The following is a 16,851-nucleotide window of genomic DNA, read 5'->3' as shown; positions in this document are numbered from 1 at the left end:
AAGATGTGCGGCAGATTATTTGTCTGCCCGCTGCTGCTTCTTCGACAGCATCTCGCGCAGTGCGTTGACCTTGGCCGCGGCTTCGTCAGGGGGTAGATCCGCCTTCACGAGGATTTCGGCCTCGGCCTGACGGCCCTGCAGTCCCAGTACGAGCGCGAGATTGGCACGGACCCGCGCATCGCTCGGATTGCGCTGATAGGCGCGGCCTAGCGTCTGTTCGGCCTTGGGCAGGTTGTTCTGCAGCACGTAGGACAGGCCGAGGTTCGACAGCACCGACGGCTCGTCGGGCCTGATCTTCAGCGCGCTGGCATAGTATTGCTGCGCTTCCTCGTTGCGTCCCATCTGATCCAGCACAGCGCCCTGAGCGGACAGGATGTGCCAGTCGGGATCCTCGGGCGAATGTGCCTTGGTCAGCACGTCGAAGGCTTGCTGGAAATTGCCGTTGTCGGCGAGCGCGCGGCCGTAGGCTGCAAGCAGCGCCCTGTTGCCGGAATGGCCGAGCACGGCCTGCTCGAGCACGGCGACCGCCTGCGAGCGCTGGCCGGTGTCGCGCAGCGCCTTGCCATAGGCGAGCGCGATCTCGGGATCGCCCTGCTTGGCGCGATAGCGTTCACGCAAGCCATCGAGATCGGACCTAGCCTCAGATCTGGCCTCGGCTCTGGCCTCAGCCGCCCGCGACTTTTCCGGTTTGCTGCCCAGCGCGCCGGTGACGTCCTCTAACCCGGCGGTCTGGCAGCCGCACAGACCCAGCACCAGGAGCGCGGGCAGTAAAACTCTCGCCGGGGAAGACGAACGGAACAAACGCTGGGACATATACTCTGATCTACTGTCGGCGACTGATCAGAGATGCTTCCCTATTAACGCTAAATTCCCGTTAAGGAGCGCCTCAATCGGTGAATTCAGCACCGAATTCGCAGCCGATGCGCCAGCGCAGACGGCATTGCCGGCTGTAATCGGGCGCAAAGATGATCGTGAATTGCGGCGGCACCTCAAGAAACTCCGCCACCACTTTCACGCCCCCGTCCGAAATATCGGTGACCGTGCAATCGCGCGGCAACGAGCCCGCCCCAAAATGAATCTTGGCGAGCCGGCTGCACACCCGACGTTCGCTTCTCCGGCGATTTGCAAGCATTTCGACCATTCGCTGTTAGAACACGGCCCATCCCGCACCTTCATCTGTAGCGGACATGTGTTGGGATGTGCTGAGCAGAACCGGCGGCATTCGAGGCGTAGTCGACGCTTAATCGAGGCTTAATGTCCGCATCCGCTTTACTTTCCGTTAGGACTTGCCGGGCGCCACGACAATGTTCCCGTAATGTTCTTGCCAAAGCAACCCAACTCCGCTACCCTTGATTGCACCAGGGGGCTGAATGGTTCAGCGCGTTTCTACCGTCGCTTTTGAGGGAATCGAGGCCCGCGCGGTCGACGTGCAGGTCCAGGTCGCGCCTGGCCTGCCGGCCTTCATCATCGTCGGCCTGCCGGACAAGGCGGTGTCGGAGGCGCGGGAGCGGGTCCGCTCGGCGCTGATCGCCTCAGGGCTCGCGCTGCCCGCCCGGCGCATCATCGTCAATCTGGCCCCGGCCGATCTGCCCAAGGAAGGCAGCCATTACGACCTGCCGATCGCGCTCGGCCTGATGGCCGCGATCGGGGCGATGCCGCCGGACGCGCTCACGGGTTTTACGGTGCTTGGCGAGCTCGGGCTCGACGGCTCGATCGCGCCTGTCGCGGGCGTGCTGCCGGCCGCGATCGGGGCCAATGCGCGCGAGGAAGGGTTGATCTGTCCCGCTTCCTGCGGCTCGGAGGCGGCCTGGGCGAGCCCGGACATCCAGATCGTCGCGGCAAGTTCGCTGATCCAGATCGCCAACCATTTCAAGGGCACGCAGGTGCTGTCGCGGCCAGCGCCGAAGGTGCACGAGGCGTCGGCCTCTTCGCTCGACCTGCGTGACATCAAGGGCCAGGAGAGCGCCAAGCGCGCGCTCGAGATCGCGGCCGCCGGCGGGCATCATTTGCTGATGATCGGCGCACCGGGCGCCGGCAAGTCTATGCTGGCGGCCCGCCTGCCCTCGATCCTGCCGCCGCTGTCGCCGGCCGAGCTGCTCGAAGTCTCGATGATCGCCTCCGTGGCCGGCGAGATCGAAGGCGGCGCGCTGACCGCGCAGCGGCCGTTCCGCTCACCGCATCATTCCGCGAGCATGGCGGCGCTGACCGGCGGCGGCGCACGCGCAAAACCCGGCGAGATCTCGCTCGCGCATCAGGGCGTGCTGTTCCTCGACGAATTGCCGGAGTTCGATCCGCGCGTGCTGGACTCCTTGCGCCAGCCGCTGGAGAACGGCGAGGTCTCGGTCTCCCGCGCCAATCACCGCGTCACCTACCCTGCCCGCTTCATGCTGGTCGCGGCGATGAATCCCTGCCGCTGCGGCAATGCGTTCGAGCCCGGCTATGCCTGCAAGCGCGGCCGTATCGATCGCTGCACGTCGGATTATCAGGCGCGCATCTCGGGCCCGCTGATGGATCGCATCGATCTGCGCATCGAGGTGCCCGCCGTGACGGCGGCCGATCTGATCCTGCCGCCGGCGGCGGAAGGTTCTGCTGAGGTCGCCGCGCGCGTGGCGGCGGCGCGCGACGTCCAGCTCGCGCGCTATCAGGCTGCCGGCCTGCCGCAGATCCGCACCAATGCCGAGGCGCCGGCGTCCGTGCTCGAAGAGATCGCAAAGCCCGATGCGCAAGGCGCAAAACTGCTGCGCGATGCGGCCGAGAGCATGCGGCTGTCGGCGCGCGGCTATCACCGCGTGCTGCGGGTGGCGCGCACACTCGCCGACCTCGACGGCACTGAGAAGATCGGCCGGCTGCATCTCGCCGAAGCCCTGTCCTACCGGGCACTCGCAGAGGATGTGCGCCAGTTGGCGTGAGCTGGCGATCGGAATCGCTAACCACTTCCTTCGGCGCCACAGTTCGCAACACAGTTGCCGTTACGAAGTGAGCAGGCGCGTGTGCACGCAGAATATCGATCATCGCAGGCGCCAATACACTGGGCAGCGGAGGCGGCAGCCCTTTAAGTCGAGGAACTGAAATCGCTTCAGCGAACGCGCCAAAAAGGGTCCCATGGGTCGATATGGGACCCAAAGAGAGCATAGCTTCACCGCGCGGCATGCAGCAGCGCATGTGATTTGCCATTGAAAAAATCACCTGCTCCTAAGATTTAATTTCTACCAAGCATTTTCAGGGTTAACCTGAGCAAAGGTTGATCCGTGATTGAGAAGCTCGCAAAGCAACCGGCCGGGACATCTACAGGCTCGATGGTCTCGGCGGACGGAATCACTAAAAAGGCGGTGCCCGCGCTAATCATCGCCGCCGCCGCGGTCTTCGGTTTTCTGATTTTCTCCGCGAGGTTCAGCCAAGCGATTGGCGGCATTTGGGATCGGGACCTCCTACTGTGGCTCAACTCGTTCGCCGCAAGTCACCAGTACGTGTGGCAGCTTGCCAACAATTCGTTGTTCAGGGGATTTCCGGTCTTCTTTTCGCTCGGCGCGTTGTGGTTCGCCGACGACAGCAGAGAACGACGCAGCCGGATGCTGGCCGGGTTCCTTGCGACCTGTGTGGCGACGGTCCTCTCGGTCTGGATGCAGTTCCATCTTGCCACCCATACACGTCCACTTTTGGACCCAGCCATTCCTTTGAATTTCGCCGCGCCAAGTTGGGATTGGGATCGTAGAAACTCGTTTCCCAGCGACACCTCGACACTGTTTTTTGCCCTCGCTACAGTGATCTTCTTAGAAAATCGATTGGTCGGGCTGTTCTGCCTTGTCTGGGTCGCCGTGGTCGTAGCAGTGCCGCGGGTCATCTTTGCGTGGCACTATCCGACCGACATCGTTGGCTCTCTAGTCTGGGGACTGGCATGCGTTCTTCTCTTCAGCACCTACCTGCGGACGCTGTTTGAGCGCACGCTGATCCTGTTTGAGCATCGCATGTATATTGTCCATGCACTTGTGCTCATGTTTTTGATTGAGGCGTCCGATTTGTTTCTTAGCTTGCAGTCACTCGGAAAAATTCTTGTGCAACTGGCAGGTTAGCCATGGCAGAAAAACGCCACTAGGCCCGCCGTTATCAGGCAAATGCACGACGGTGACGCCTGCGCGTTAGAATGCTCTGCAGGGTGTGCAAGGCGTCAAGTGCGGGTTCGCGGCTCAGCCTGTCGCCTTGCGCCTGAGCCGGTGTGCTGAAGTTGGAGTTGTAAGCCTTGGGTTAGCGCTGGGCGTCCGCCGTGTGTGCACCCCTGGCGGTGATCGACCCTTGAACCGACTGTTTTGAGCCCGGGGCCAAAGGGGCCCGGTGCAGTCCCGGGGCCCCATCGTTCCCCGGATAGCCCCAAACTGACTATTCCCATTGACGAAATCATCTGCTGATGATCGGCGCGCCCGGCGCCGGAAAGTCGATGCTGGCGGCACGCCTGCCCTCGATCCTGCCGCCGCTGTCGCCCGGCGAGCTCCTCGAAGTCTCGATGATCGCCTCCGTCGCTGGCGAGATCGAAGGCGGCGCGCGGCTATCACCGCGTGCTGCGGGTGGCACGCACGCTCGCCGACCTCGACGGCACTGGGACGATCGGCCGGCTGCATCTGGCCGAAGCCCTGTCCTACCGGGCACTCGCAGAGGATGTGCGCCAGTTGGCGTGACGATCCCCGGGCATCAACCCGGCGGTAACGAGTTTCCTTTACGCTCTGCAAACCATAAGCGCACGGGCCCTGTCGGTCCGGCTTTGGCGAGTAGAGTGTCATGTTGCGTTTCAAGATCTTGGCTTCGGTCGTTCCCCTTCTGGCGGCCGCGGTGTTGCGCGGTGAGGTCGGGTCGACATCGCATCCCTGCATTGCCTTCGGCGAGACAGCGGTCGAGCTCGCTTCGGTTCCCTGGGGCGCCGACCTGCATGTCGGCTTCACCGACGATCCCAGCCGCGCCACGGTGCGGGTGCAGCTCACCGACGATGCCGATGCCGCGGACTTTGCCCTGGTCGACGACACCTCGACCTCGGAGACCGGCGCCTGTCAGGGCCACGCGACGACGCGCACGATTGCGATCTCGGGATGGCCGAGCGCCGATGGCCCGGTGATCTATCTCTCCCAGAAAGGAGCGGCCGACTATCGCATCTATGTGCGTTCGAAGACGTTCTCGCCGCGCGATGCCGCGGCGCTGATCGTCGGCGCCATCGGCGGCCACCGCCGCATGCAGGCCGCCTCGCTCCAGCTTCCTGTTTTGACGCGTTAACGTTCCGTTAACCCTGTTCGTAAGGGGCCGCAAAACCTCAAACTCTTCGCAAGGTCGAACGACACATCGTCAGTCAAGGCGAGCATTCAATTCAGGGCAGCATCGGGGTCTTTGGCGATGGGTCGGGCGTTCCGGATCAAAGTGCGCATGCGCCGCTTCAGGCGCCGCTACCCCAAAATCTCGTTCGCGATTCGCTCCTTCCTGATCTTCTCGGCGACCTTTGGCGCCGCCTATGGCTTCATCACCGCAAGCCGGGCTGAGAATTCCGGTTACGACCCCAACGCCTTTGCGGTCGGCGCCAGTTTCCTGTTCGCCCTCGCCTGCCTCGGGCTCGCGACGCTCAGCATGCGACTGCGCTTCGTCAACAAGCGCCTGCGCACGCTCGCCGTCCATAATGAGGCGCTGGTCGACCGCAATTGGGAGCTGAAGGAAGCCGAGGAGCGCGCGCGCAGCCTGTTCGAATCGCAGGGCGACCTGATCGTGCTGCGCGACACCCACGGCCGCATCACCTTTGCCAACGACGCCTATTGCGCGCTCGCAGGCCAGACGCGCGGCGCGCTGGTCGGCACGCGCTTCAATTTCGACGTGCTGGAGCAGGGCGAGAGCGCGCGCGAAAGCAACGGCACGCGCATTCACGACCAGAAGATCGCAACGCCGCTCGGCTCGCGCTGGATCGCCTGGCGCGAGGGCCTGGTACGGTTAGATGCCGGCCAACCGGCCGAACTGCAGAGCGTCGGCCGCGACGTCACCGATCGCACCGAGAGCGAGCGCGCGCTGTCGGAAGCGCGCGACCAGGCGGATGCCGCCAATCGCGCCAAATCCCGCTTCCTCGCGATGGCGAGCCACGAGATCCGCACGCCGCTCAACGGCATCATCGGTATGAGCGGCCTTTTGCTCGACACCACGTTGACGCCGGAGCAGGGGACTTACGCCAGGGCGGTGAAGACGTCGGGCGACGCGCTGATGGCGCTGATCGAGGAATTGCTCGATTACTCGAAGATCGAGGCCGGCAAGCTCGACCTCGAACAGCGTGCCTTCGCGCTGTCGACCCTGATCGAGGAGATCACCGAACTGCTGGCGCCGCGCGCGCAAGCGAAAAACCTCGAGATCGCGGCCTATGTCGACGAGCGCCTGCCGCTCGAAGTCGTCGGCGACGCCGCGCGGCTGCGCCAGGTGCTGCTCAATCTCGCCGGCAATGCGATCAAGTTCACCTCGACCGGCGGCGTCGCCCTGATCGTCGAGCCCGGCATCTGGCCGAACGAGATCAGCTTTCTGGTGCGCGACACCGGGATCGGCATCGCGCCGGAGGCGCAATCGCGCATCTTCCGCGAATTCGAGCAGGCCGATGAGCGCGTGGCGCGGACTTATGGCGGCACCGGCCTCGGGCTCGCGATCAGCGAGCGTATCGTCAAGCGCATGGGCGGACGGATCACGCTGGAGAGCGAGCAGGGCAGGGGCTCGACCTTCGAGGTCTCGATCCCGCTGCTCGCCTCCGACGCAAAGGCCGGGCAGACGGCCTTCCCGAGCCCCGATCTCAACGGCAAATCGATCCTGCTGATCGCAGACGGCATCGAGGCCTCGTTGATTGCGCACCGGCTGGAGCGCTGGGGCGGCCAGACCTGCATGGTCTCGGATGCCGCCGTTGCCGAGACGCTGCTGCCGGAGCGGTCCTGGCACGCGATGCTGGTCGATCGCGCGCTCGGCGCAGATTGCGTTGCGCGGCTCAGCGAAACGGCGCGCGCGCATGTGCCGCAGCGGCTGGTGCTCCTGACGCCGGCGACGCGGCACGAGCAACAGCTTTCGTCCGGCCTCACCGGCTTCCTCGTGAAGCCGCTGCGTGCGGCCTCGCTCGCCGCACGGCTGTCGCTGACGCCGGAGGTCACTTCGCCCGATCTGGCACCGGAGCCGCCGCGCGAGACGAAGGAAGCGTCCACGGCCGCGACGTCAAAAGGCCTGTCGATCCTGGTCGCCGAGGATAATGAGATCAACGCGTTGTTGATGCGATCGCTGCTGACCAAGCTCGGCCATCGTGTCGTGATCGCAACCCACGGCGAGGCCGCGCTGGAGTCCTGGCTCGCCGCAAGGTCTGCCGGCACGCCCTACGATCTCGTGCTGATGGACATTCAGATGCCGCAGCTCGACGGTATCGAAGCGGCCAAACGCATCCGTGCGCGTGAAGCAGGCGAGCCCGGCCGCCGCACGCCGATCCTGGCGCTGACCGCCAATACGCTGGTCGAGGACCGCTATGCCTGCTTCGAAGCCGGCATGGATGGGTTTTTGATCAAGCCGCTCGATCGCGAGAAGCTGGAAGAGGCATTGGCGACGCTCGCGGCGTCCCGGCATCTCGTGGCGTAGCCTCGCCGCAGTCGAACCGCACGCAGGGTGCGTCTGCGCAGCACGGTCATCCGCAACAGACAACCTAGGTAAAAGCTCGCGGTCCGTGGACGATGACCATTTGGTTCTCGACTTCCTTCACGCCCGGGACCGCACTCGCGAGCTTGCTGGCATCGTCGACCAGCACGCCGTGGATGGCCGTCCCCCTCAATACGATCTTGCCATTGTGGGCGGTGGCCTCGATGCCGGTGACGCCCATCGCGCCCAGGCCTGTACCAAAGCGTTCGCGAAGTTTGATTCGGATGTGCGCCTCGAGTGTCTTGTCGTTGAGGATCGCCCGGGAGGCATTGGTTTCGCGAAACTCTGTCCTATCGGCGAGATCGCAAACGAGCTTCGTAGATGTCTCGATCGAGCAACGCTCGGTATTCAACATCAGATCGTAGAGCAGGGCCTCCTCGCGGTCGACGCCATAGACGTTTCGCAGGATGCGTTTGTGAGTAGCGTCGTTGCGTTCTATTTCCCGTCGAGCAGTCTGCCTGTCCTTGATGCCCTGTCGCTGCATCACCGTTCGCTCGCGGACGTCCATGGGCGCGCAGACGCGCACGCGGACCACGTGCGGCACCTCGCGCAGAACCAGACATGCGCCCCACCCGCGAATTAGAACGTTTCCCCGGTTCGCCAGCTCGAGGATTTCCTCGGCCGTATAACGTGCCAGGCGCCCGCTGCCGACCTGCAATCGCTCCGTCAGTGTGGCGCCGCCTTCCAGAAGATGATGGACCGCATCTTCCCGCAACTCCAGGTGATCTGCGATCTCGTGCTCGACCAAGTGATGGAGAACAAGCGTGAGCTGCAGTTCGTCGGCGACGCGTTGCGCGACCTCCCTGCCACCGGACCCCATTTCGCGCGTCATCGCAATGACTGGCATGCTCTCCTCCTACGGTTTCGGCGATCTGCGCGCCGCCTCGCATTCCCATGGTCATTCGGTCTAGGCATAAGGATCTGGTCGTTTCCGGCGCAGCACCACCTTTGCCAGCTCCATGCCGATCAGCAGCGTGGCCGCGACGCCGGTCGCAATCAGCCAGTCGAGCGCCGAAAGCGCCACCGTATGGAACGCCGTCTGCAAGGCCGGCACGTAGATGACCAGCACGTGGGTGAGCAACGAAAACGCCACGGCAACAATCAGCCATTTGTTTTCGAACAGGCCACCGAAGGCGCTGCGCCTGCGCGACCGGCAGTTGTAAACGTCGAAGAGCTGGAACAGCATGAGTGTGGTAAAGGCCATGGTGCGCGCGTGCACCTCGTCAGCGACGTTCGGCGCCGTGCCGCTTGCGAAAGCGGTGAACAGGCCACCAGGATAGTAGGCGTCGAGCACGACGAGCGTTCCGAACATCATCAGCACGCCGACACAGGCGAGACGGATCCAGTCTTCCGTCAACAGCACACCGGAGCCGCGCCTTCGTGGCTGTCGCATCATCACGTCGCGGTCCTTCGGGTCGACGCCGAGCGCGAGCGCGGGCGGCCCGTCTGTAATCAGGTTGATCCACAGCAATTGGACGGCGAGCAGCGGCAGGAATAGCCCGGCGTCCGCGGATACCAGGCCCAACAGGCCGCCCATCATCACGCCTGCAAACATCGTGAGCAGCTCGCCGGAATTCGTCGACAGCAGATAGATCAGGTACTTCTGGATGTTGTCGTAGATCCCGCGTCCTTCCTCGATCGCCTTCACGATGCTTGCAAAGTTGTCGTCCGTCAGCACCATATCGGCGGCCTCTTTCGAGACGTCAGTGCCCGTGATCCCCATGGCGACGCCGATGCTGGCAGTCTTGAGCGCGGGGGCATCGTTGATCCCGTCGCCGGTCATGGCGACGATGTGGCCCTTGCGCTGCAGGGCGGAGACGATGCGCAGCTTGTGCTCGGGGTCGACGCGGGCGAACACCCGCACCTGTTCGACGGTTGCATCGAGCTCGGCATCGCTCATGGTGCGCAGGTCGACGCCGGTCAGTGTTCGCGCACCAGGTTCGAATATGTCGAGCTCCCGGGCGATCGCCACTGCAGTCGCCGGGTGATCGCCGGTGATCATCACGGTGCGGATATGCGCCTGTTTGGCCACGGCGACCGCGGCCTTCACCTCTGCGCGCGGCGGGTCGATCAAGCCGACGAGTCCGAGCAGCAGGAGATCGTCCTCGATGCTTTCAGGGAGTTCGATGCTTGACCCACTTTTACCGGCCGCGGCCGCCTGCGTGTCGATACCCAAAGCGGCAGCCGGAACCGTCCGGGTGGCAACGGCAAGCGTGCGCAACGCTTGGCCTGCGAGAGTGTCGTTGCGCGACGACAGATCTACGCGCCGCTCGTCGTCGAGCGCGACGGACTGGCCGTCCTCCCAGATGAAGTCGGACTTCGCGAGCAGCACCTCCGGCGCGCCTTTCACGAAGACGCGCAATTCGCCCGGAATATTGGGATCTACATGCACCGTCGTGTGGCGCTTTCGCTCGGACGTGAAGGGGATTTCCGCGATCCGGGGAAAGCGCGCCAACTCGGGTTCGTCGATGCCGAGCTTGCGTGCCGCGACGATGAGCGCGCCTTCGGTCGGGTCGCCCTGCACACGCCAGCGATCCTCTCCATGCACCAGCACTGCGTCATTGGCGAGCGCTGCCGCACGAAGCATTTGCACGATGGTTTCTCGAATGGGGGAAGCTTCGGCGAGTGGTGCTCCGTCCGCTGTGAAATCCCCGTCCGGGACGTAGCCACTGCCGCCGACCTCGACGCGCGCACCGGCCGTGACGATCGCCCGCACCGTCATTTCATTCCGGGTAAGGGTGCCCGTCTTGTCGGAGCAGATCACCGTCGCCGCGCCGAGTGTCTCGACGGCAGGAAGCTTTCGCACGATGGCGTGGGCGGCCGCCATGCGGCGCACCCCGAGGCTCAGCCCGATCGTAACGATCGCCGGTAATGCCTCCGGGATTGCGGCCACCGCGAGCGCCACGGCGAACAAGAACAGGCTCAGTATCGCATTCAGATTCAGGACCGGACTGCTGAGCAATCCGGTCGCGAATACGACCGCGCAGATTCCGAGCATGATCGCGCTGAGGCGCCTGCCGGTGCGGTCCAGCTCCTGCTGTAGGGGGGTCAGCTCCCGCTCGGCTGCTTCCAGGAGTCCCGCGATGCGGCCGACCTCGGTCCTCATGCCCGTCGCAACGACCACGGCGCGGCCGCGGCCATAGGTTGCCACCGTGCTCGCGAACAGCATGTTTCGGCGATCGCCAAGGCCCACGTCGCCGTCGATGGGCTGCACCATCTTGGTAGCCGGCACGCTCTCGCCGGTCAGGGTCGCCTCGTCGACGTGCAGATTACTGCTTTCGATGATCCTGGCGTCTGCCGGAATCCTGTCACCGGCTTCCACCAGCACGATGTCGCCGGGCACGATGTCGTGGGCGGGAACGCGCTGGCGCTCACCATCGCGGATTGCCGTCGATTCGGGAGCCGCAAGAGCCATCAAGGCTCGGACCGAGCGCTCCGCGCGCGCTTCCTGCAAATAGCCGAGCAGGGCGTTCAGCACCACAATCGCAAGGATAACGATTGCCTCGTATGGCAGAAGGGTCTCGCGCGGATCCTGCAGCAGCCATTCGATTACCGAAATCGCCGTCGCAACCAGCAAAATAATGACGAGAAGATTCTCGAACTGCTCGGCGAGCCGCCGCCACCAGGGTGTTTCGGGTGCGCTCTTGAGTTGGTTCGGTCCACAGCGGTCCAGACGCGACTGCGCTTCGGTGCTGCTCAAGCCGCGCGTCGCATCGGATCCAAGCGCGGAAAGTACCGCTTCAACCGGTTCACGGTGAACCGGTTTCAGAATGTTTTCGTCGGCCACGGCCAGCGCGGCCGCAGGCTGCTCAGCGTCATTCTTCCGGCGGGGCTGCGCGCGGGTTTGCAGCATGAGAGCTCCTGTGCGGCACGAGGTTTCGGTGCTTCGGGTGACGTGCAGGAGCTGAAGTGAGGGTTTGAGATCGGCTGAGATGAGCCTGGTTGGTCCGAGAAGTGCGGCGGCGGCCGGTATGAACAACCGGCACACGATGACCTTCGATCATCGGGGCGCGTCCGGCAGCACAGGGGATGTGCTGTGTATCGGCCGCAGACACCATTGCTTTGCGCATGGCGACCTCTGTCCAGTAACAACCAAGCATCATCCTCTGCCGACGGGCACGCATGAACCCGTTGGCAAGGCTTTCAACTTCAGTTCCTGGCAAAGGTCTTGCCGCAACGCTCAGCGCGTTGCCCATACGGCCGGAGATTAGTATCTCGTGCTGACGACCGTGTGGCGAGGCTACTCCCCTTTGACGGGTAAGTAATGCCCACTATAGGCCGCAAACACGCAGAAGCAAAGATATCTCCTTCACGCTCCAACCAACCGCGCAAGGATCAGAGGGCCACAGGCTACAGCCGCCGCAGCGCCACGCTCTCCACCGTGTGGTCGGCGCCCTTCTTGAGGATCAGCGTCGCGCGGGGGCGGGTGGGCAAAATGTTGTCTTCGAGATTGGCGAGGTTGGTGCGCTCCCAGATCGCGGTCGCGGTCGCGATCGCTTCTTCGTCCGACAGCAGTGCGTAGCGGTTGAAATAGGACTTCGGATTGGTGAACGCGGTATCGCGCAGTGCCAGGAAGCGCTTGATGTACCACTGCCGCAGTGCGGCTTCGTTGGCGTCGATATAGACCGAGAAATCGAAGAAGTCGGAAACGACAGGCACCGCCTTGCCGTCACGCGGCAGCTTGCCGGTCTGCAGGACGTTGACGCCTTCGACGATCAGGATGTCGGGCTGGTCGATCTCGGCCCATTGGTTCGGCACGATGTCGTAGGTCAGATGCGAATAGACAGGCGCGCGCACGTTGCGACGGCCGGATTTGATGTCGGAGAGGAAGCTCAGCAGCAGCTGCAGATCGTAGCTCTCGGGAAAACCCTTCTTCTGCATGATGCCCTGGCGATCGAGCACAGCGTTTGGATAGAGGAATCCGTCGGTGGTGATCAGCTCGACCTTCGGCCGCGGCGACCAGCGCGCCAGCAAGGCCTGGATCACGCGAGCGGTTGTCGATTTTCCGACCGCGACCGAGCCGGCGACGCCGATGATGTAGGGGACCTTGCGATCCCTAATGTTGAGGAACTGGCGCTCCGCGTAGTACAGCCGCTGCATCGCATCGACATAGATCGAGAGCAGACGGGACAGCGGCAGATAGATGTCCTCGACCTCCTTCAAGTCGAGGCGATCGTGCAGCGAACGCAGGCGGTCGAACTCGCCCGGCTCCAGCGTCATCGGCGTGTCGTCGCGCAACCGCGCCCACTCATCGCGCGTATAGACGCGGTATGGATTATATTGCTGCTCGGGTGCGCGGATATCCATGACGACGCCTTTCCGTTACCAGCTCAGCTACTCGCTTTTACGCGACGCCTTCTCTTCCAACCCAGACATGGTCGTGCGCTTGTCCAGCGCTGCCTCGACCTCTTCCAGCTTTACGCCGCGGGACTTCAACAAGACAAGGAAGTGGTAGAGCAGGTCAGCGCTTTCGGCGATCAGATGCGCGCGATCGTTTTCGACTGCTGCGATTACGGTTTCGACTGCTTCCTCGCCGAACTTCTTGGCGCAATGTTCCGCGCCCTTGTCGAGCAGCTTGCGGGTGTAGGACGCCTCTCCACCGGCAGCCGCGCGGGCGTCGATGGTCTCGGCAAGATCGTGGATCGTGAAACGCGGCATACGAAATACTCAACTCACGCTCCGGCCAACCGACCGGTACCCGCCTGAAGATGTAGCACTTTTATGATCGGGAGTCGTTATGCATCCAGCCGCATGGGCAGCCCGCGCCGGACCATGTGCTCCTTCGCTTCGCGGATGGTAAATTCGCCGAAGTGAAAGATCGACGCCGCCAGAACCGCGGTGGCGTGCCCCTCGCGGATACCGTCGACCAAGTGATCGAGATTGCCGACGCCGCCGGACGCGATCACGGGCACAGGAACGCTGTCGGCGATTGCCCGGGTCAGCGGAATGTCAAAGCCCTGCCTGGTGCCGTCGCGATCCATCGAGGTGAGCAAGATTTCACCAGCGCCGAGCGAGACCACTTCCTGGGCATATTCGATGGCGTCTATGCCGGTCGAGTTGCGGCCGCCATGGGTGAAGATCTCCCAGCGGTCCGAGCCGCCGGGGCGCTTGACCCGCTTGGCGTCGATCGCGACCACGATGCACTGCTCGCCGAATTTTTCGGCAGCTTCCTTGACGAACTCGCGCCGGGACACCGCGGCGCTGTTGATCGAGACCTTGTCGGCGCCGGAGCGCAGCAGCGTCTTGATGTCGTCAACCGTGCGGACGCCGCCGCCGACGGTCACCGGCATGAAGCAGGCTTCGGCCGTGCGCCGGACCACGTCCAGCATGATGCCGCGGTTCTCGTGGGTCGCGGTGATGTCGAGGAAGGTGAGCTCGTCGGCGCCGGCGGCGTCATAGGCGATCGCCGCCTCGACGGGGTCGCCGGCATCGCGCAGGTCGACGAAATTGACGCCCTTGACGACCCGACCGTCCTTGACGTCGAGGCAGGGGATCACGCGGACCTTGAACATCTGAGGTCTCCTAGGCCGCGGCGCGCGCGTTGCGGATCAGGGTGAGGGCCGCCGAGGGATCGAGCCTGCCGTCATAGAGCGCACGGCCGGCAATCGCGCCGGCGAGCTTTTTGGCCCGCGGCGTCAGCATCGCCTTCACGTCCTCGATCGAGGCGAGGCCGCCGGAGGCAATCACTGGGATCGAGATGGCGTCTGCGAGCGCAATCGTCGCGTCGAGATTGAGACCCTTGAGCAAACCGTCCCGCGCGATGTCGGTGAAGATGATGGCGGCAACGCCGGCATCCTCAAACCGCTGCGCGATCTCCAGCACGGTGACCTCTGAGGTCTCGGCCCAGCCTTCGACGGCGACCTTGCCGTCACGGGCGTCGAGCCCGACGGCGACGCGGCCGGGGAATTTTTTCGAAGCCACCTTCACCAATTCAGGATCGCGCACGGCAGCAGTGCCGATGATGACGCGGGTGATGCCCTTGGCCAGCCAGGCCTCGACAGTCGCGAGATCGCGAATGCCGCCGCCGAGCTGCACCGGAATCTTGATCGTCTTCAGCATGGCCTCGACGGCCTGCGCATTGACCGGCTTGCCGGCAAAGGCGCCGTCGAGATCGACGACGTGGAGATATTCAAACCCCTGCGCGACAAAACTTTGCGCCTGCGCCGCGGGGTCGAGGTTGAACACGGTGGCGCGCGCCATGTCACCTTGCTCCAGGCGCACGCACTGGCCGTTCTTCAGATCGATGGCGGGGAAGAGGATCACGGCTTCCATCTCAAAAAGTTTTGGATCAGCGCCAGGCCAAAGCGCTGGCTTTTCTCGGGGTGAAACTGCGTGCCGATGGCGGTGTCCTTGCCGACGATGGCCGTGACCGGCCCGCCATAATCGGCGCGCGCCAGCACGTCCGCCTCGTTGGCGGCGTTGAGGTGATAGGAGTGCACGAAGTAGGCGTGCTGGCCCTTGGGGCCGAGCGGCAGCTTCTCTAGCACCGGGTGCTCGCGCAGCACGTCGAGCGTGTTCCAGCCCATGTGCGGGATTTTCAAGGTCTCATCTCGCGGCGCGATCTTCTCGACGTCACCGGCGATCCAGTTCAGACCCTCGGTGATGACATGCTCCTTGCCGCGGGTTGCGAACAGCTGCATGCCGACGCAGATGCCAAACATTGGCCGCGCCTTGACCCGCACGGCCTCGGTGATCGCCTCGACCATGCCGTTGACCGAATCCAGCCCGCGCCGGCAGTCGGCGAAGGCGCCGACGCCCGGCAGCACGATGCGGTCGGCGCTATAGGCGCGATCCGGATCGCTGGTCACGAAAACCTTTTGCCCGTCCTCCATGCTGCGCGCGGCGCGTTCGAAGGCCTTTGCGGCGGAATGCAGATTGCCGGAACCGTAATCGATGATGGCAACGCTCATCGTGACCCTCCCGGTTCTGGAAACAATCCGATAATGCCGCCGGACGGCAGCGGCGGCGGGTTTGAGAATGCTTCGCCCGGCACGTTGCGGGTCGGCGGCGGCCCGCCGCGATCGACCGCCCATTGATCGTTGACGATGCCGCGCTGCTTCTGGCCCCAGCGCTCGAAGAAACGCCGCTCGGCGGTTTCCCGGTCATCGGCAACCACGACGTCGAGCTGGCGCCACTTGCCGCGCGACAGCGTCCAGCGGCGCAGGCTTGCGGCCTCGAGCCCCATCAACAGCGCCAGGATAATGTCGACGAAGAAGATCGAGGTGGGGCCGACACCGAGGCTCGAGAGCCCGGCCTGAAGCGCGGCGAAGAAGATGACCCAGCCGATCAGCGCCAGCCACAGCCGGTGCCAGAGCAGCCAGATCGGACCATAGATCATCGCCCAGAAATGGAAGCCGTCGCGCACGAAGGCGAACTTCTCGGCGGCGCGCAGATCCGTCCCATGGGGGGAGGGAGCATGGACTGTATAGACAGGCATGGAGATGCCCCGTTCTCGATCATTCAATGAACCCGCCGGCGGTGCCGTTTGGCCCGCGAGACGGAGATGTCAGCCGCCGAGCGAGCCCTTGGTGGACGGCACTTCGCCCGCCGCACGCGGATCGATGGCGACGGCCGTCCGCAGCGCCCGCGCCAGACCCTTGAAGCAGGATTCGGCGATATGATGGCTGTTCTCGCCATATAGGGTCTCGACGTGGAGAGTCACGCCGGCATTCATGGCGAAGGCCTGAAACCACTCGCGCACCAGCTCGGTGTCGAACTCGCCGATCTTGTCGCGCGGGAAGTCGGCCTTGAACACCAGGACCGGGCGGCCCGAAATGTCGATGACCACGCGCGACAGCGTCTCGTCCATGGGCATGTGGACGCTGGCATAGCGGGTGATGCCCGCCATGTTGCCGAGCGCCTGCTTCACGGCCTGGCCGAGCGCAATGCCGGTGTCTTCGGTCGTATGGTGATGATCAATGTGCAGGTCGCCCACCGCCTTGACCGTGAGGTCGATGCGGGAATGACGGGCAAGGAGATCGAGCATATGGTCGAAAAAGCCGATGCCGGTCGTGATATCGGACACGCCGGATCCATCGAGGTTCACGGATACCTCGATGTCGGTCTCCTTGGTCTTGCGCTTGATCGTCGCGGTGCGCATTGGAAAGCTGGCTTCCATTCTAGCTTTGAGCCGAAAACGGCGGTCTTTTAACAGCCAAATCTTGCCTTCGCTACTGCGGGATG

The 16,851-nt window shown here is 63.9% G+C and carries 16 protein-coding genes and 1 pseudogene; 6 read left to right on the top strand and 11 right to left on the bottom strand.

Translation table 11 applies throughout. The annotated features are described in order from the left end of the window. Positions 1 to 15: 15 nt before the first annotated feature. A complete protein-coding gene (locus tag KUF59_RS00925) occupies positions 16 to 813 on the bottom strand; it encodes a tetratricopeptide repeat protein (RefSeq protein WP_212456364.1) in 798 nt (265 codons plus the stop codon). A 73-nt stretch (positions 814 to 886) separates the two neighbouring features. After that, positions 887 to 1,132 (bottom strand): PilZ domain-containing protein, encoded by a 246-nt coding sequence (locus KUF59_RS00920; RefSeq protein WP_140980092.1) that lies wholly within the window; start codon positions 1,130 to 1,132, stop codon positions 887 to 889. A 238-nt stretch (positions 1,133 to 1,370) separates the two neighbouring features. Between KUF59_RS00920 and KUF59_RS00915 the strand changes: the two genes are divergently transcribed. The 6 genes and pseudogenes from KUF59_RS00915 (at position 1,371) to KUF59_RS00890 (ending at position 7,611) form a co-directional block, all read left to right on the top strand. After that, on the top strand, positions 1,371 to 2,909 hold the full coding sequence (locus KUF59_RS00915; RefSeq protein ID WP_212456365.1) for a YifB family Mg chelatase-like AAA ATPase: 1,539 nt from the start codon (positions 1,371 to 1,373) through the stop codon (positions 2,907 to 2,909). 339 nt (positions 2,910 to 3,248) lie between these two features. Beyond that, positions 3,249 to 4,070 carry a phosphatase PAP2 family protein gene (locus KUF59_RS00910; RefSeq protein WP_258768087.1) on the top strand — a complete coding sequence of 274 codons (822 nt, stop codon included), beginning with the start codon at positions 3,249 to 3,251 and terminating at the stop codon, positions 4,068 to 4,070. Positions 4,071 to 4,390: 320 nt separating this feature from the next. Continuing rightward, positions 4,391 to 4,570: pseudogene (locus tag KUF59_RS00905) on the top strand (ATP-binding protein); the annotation flags it as partial. Next, positions 4,551 to 4,670 carry a magnesium chelatase subunit ChlI family protein gene (locus tag KUF59_RS00900; protein WP_258768086.1) on the top strand — a complete coding sequence of 40 codons (120 nt, stop codon included), beginning with the start codon at positions 4,551 to 4,553 and terminating at the stop codon, positions 4,668 to 4,670. The pseudogene KUF59_RS00905 and the gene KUF59_RS00900, both read left to right, overlap by 20 nt. Positions 4,671 to 4,770: 100 nt before the next feature. After that, positions 4,771 to 5,256, top strand: a complete 486-nt coding sequence (locus KUF59_RS00895) for a hypothetical protein (protein WP_212456366.1) — start codon at positions 4,771 to 4,773, stop codon at positions 5,254 to 5,256. A 117-nt stretch (positions 5,257 to 5,373) separates the two neighbouring features. Beyond that, positions 5,374 to 7,611 (top strand): PAS domain-containing hybrid sensor histidine kinase/response regulator, encoded by a 2,238-nt coding sequence (locus tag KUF59_RS00890; RefSeq protein ID WP_212456367.1) that lies wholly within the window; start codon positions 5,374 to 5,376, stop codon positions 7,609 to 7,611. A 64-nt stretch (positions 7,612 to 7,675) separates the two neighbouring features. Here the strand turns inward: KUF59_RS00890 and KUF59_RS00885 are convergent, their stop codons facing one another. The 9 genes from KUF59_RS00885 to hisB all read right to left on the bottom strand — a co-directional run bounded on the left by KUF59_RS00885 (position 7,676) and on the right by hisB (position 16,768). Beyond that, positions 7,676 to 8,515, bottom strand: coding sequence for a cytidylate kinase family protein (locus tag KUF59_RS00885; RefSeq protein ID WP_212456368.1), 840 nt, complete (start codon positions 8,513 to 8,515; stop codon positions 7,676 to 7,678). A gap of 60 nt (positions 8,516 to 8,575) precedes the next feature. Further along, positions 8,576 to 11,521: a cation-translocating P-type ATPase gene (locus tag KUF59_RS00880; protein WP_212456369.1), complete on the bottom strand. Its 2,946-nt coding sequence runs from the start codon at positions 11,519 to 11,521 to the stop codon at positions 8,576 to 8,578. A gap of 497 nt (positions 11,522 to 12,018) precedes the next feature. Further along, a complete protein-coding gene (gene coaA, locus KUF59_RS00875; RefSeq protein WP_212456370.1) occupies positions 12,019 to 12,975 on the bottom strand; it encodes a type I pantothenate kinase in 957 nt (318 codons plus the stop codon). 27 nt (positions 12,976 to 13,002) lie between these two features. Then, positions 13,003 to 13,326 (bottom strand): phosphoribosyl-ATP diphosphatase, encoded by a 324-nt coding sequence (locus KUF59_RS00870; RefSeq protein ID WP_212456371.1) that lies wholly within the window; start codon positions 13,324 to 13,326, stop codon positions 13,003 to 13,005. A 77-nt stretch (positions 13,327 to 13,403) separates the two neighbouring features. Continuing rightward, on the bottom strand, positions 13,404 to 14,180 hold the full coding sequence (hisF, locus tag KUF59_RS00865; RefSeq protein ID WP_212456372.1) for an imidazole glycerol phosphate synthase subunit HisF: 777 nt from the start codon (positions 14,178 to 14,180) through the stop codon (positions 13,404 to 13,406). A gap of 10 nt (positions 14,181 to 14,190) precedes the next feature. Continuing rightward, positions 14,191 to 14,931 carry a 1-(5-phosphoribosyl)-5-[(5-phosphoribosylamino)methylideneamino]imidazole-4-carboxamide isomerase gene (gene hisA, locus KUF59_RS00860; RefSeq protein ID WP_212456373.1) on the bottom strand — a complete coding sequence of 247 codons (741 nt, stop codon included), beginning with the start codon at positions 14,929 to 14,931 and terminating at the stop codon, positions 14,191 to 14,193. Further along, the gene (gene hisH / locus KUF59_RS00855) at positions 14,928 to 15,578 is read right to left on the bottom strand and encodes an imidazole glycerol phosphate synthase subunit HisH (protein WP_212456374.1); all 651 of its coding nucleotides are present in this window, start codon (positions 15,576 to 15,578) and stop codon (positions 14,928 to 14,930) included. Before hisH ends, hisA begins: the two co-directional genes overlap by 4 nt. Then, a complete protein-coding gene (locus KUF59_RS00850; protein ID WP_212456375.1) occupies positions 15,575 to 16,105 on the bottom strand; it encodes a DUF2628 domain-containing protein in 531 nt (176 codons plus the stop codon). The genes hisH and KUF59_RS00850 overlap by 4 nt, the downstream gene beginning before the upstream one ends. Before the next feature lie 69 nt (positions 16,106 to 16,174). Next, positions 16,175 to 16,768 carry an imidazoleglycerol-phosphate dehydratase HisB gene (gene hisB, locus KUF59_RS00845; protein WP_212456376.1) on the bottom strand — a complete coding sequence of 198 codons (594 nt, stop codon included), beginning with the start codon at positions 16,766 to 16,768 and terminating at the stop codon, positions 16,175 to 16,177. Positions 16,769 to 16,851 lie beyond the last annotated feature (83 nt).

The organism is Bradyrhizobium arachidis, from assembly GCF_024758505.1.
Lineage (GTDB): Bacteria > Pseudomonadota > Alphaproteobacteria > Rhizobiales > Xanthobacteraceae > Bradyrhizobium > Bradyrhizobium manausense_C.
Note: the sequence above shows the minus strand (reverse complement) of the source record. Positions and strands in the feature narration are given on the sequence as shown.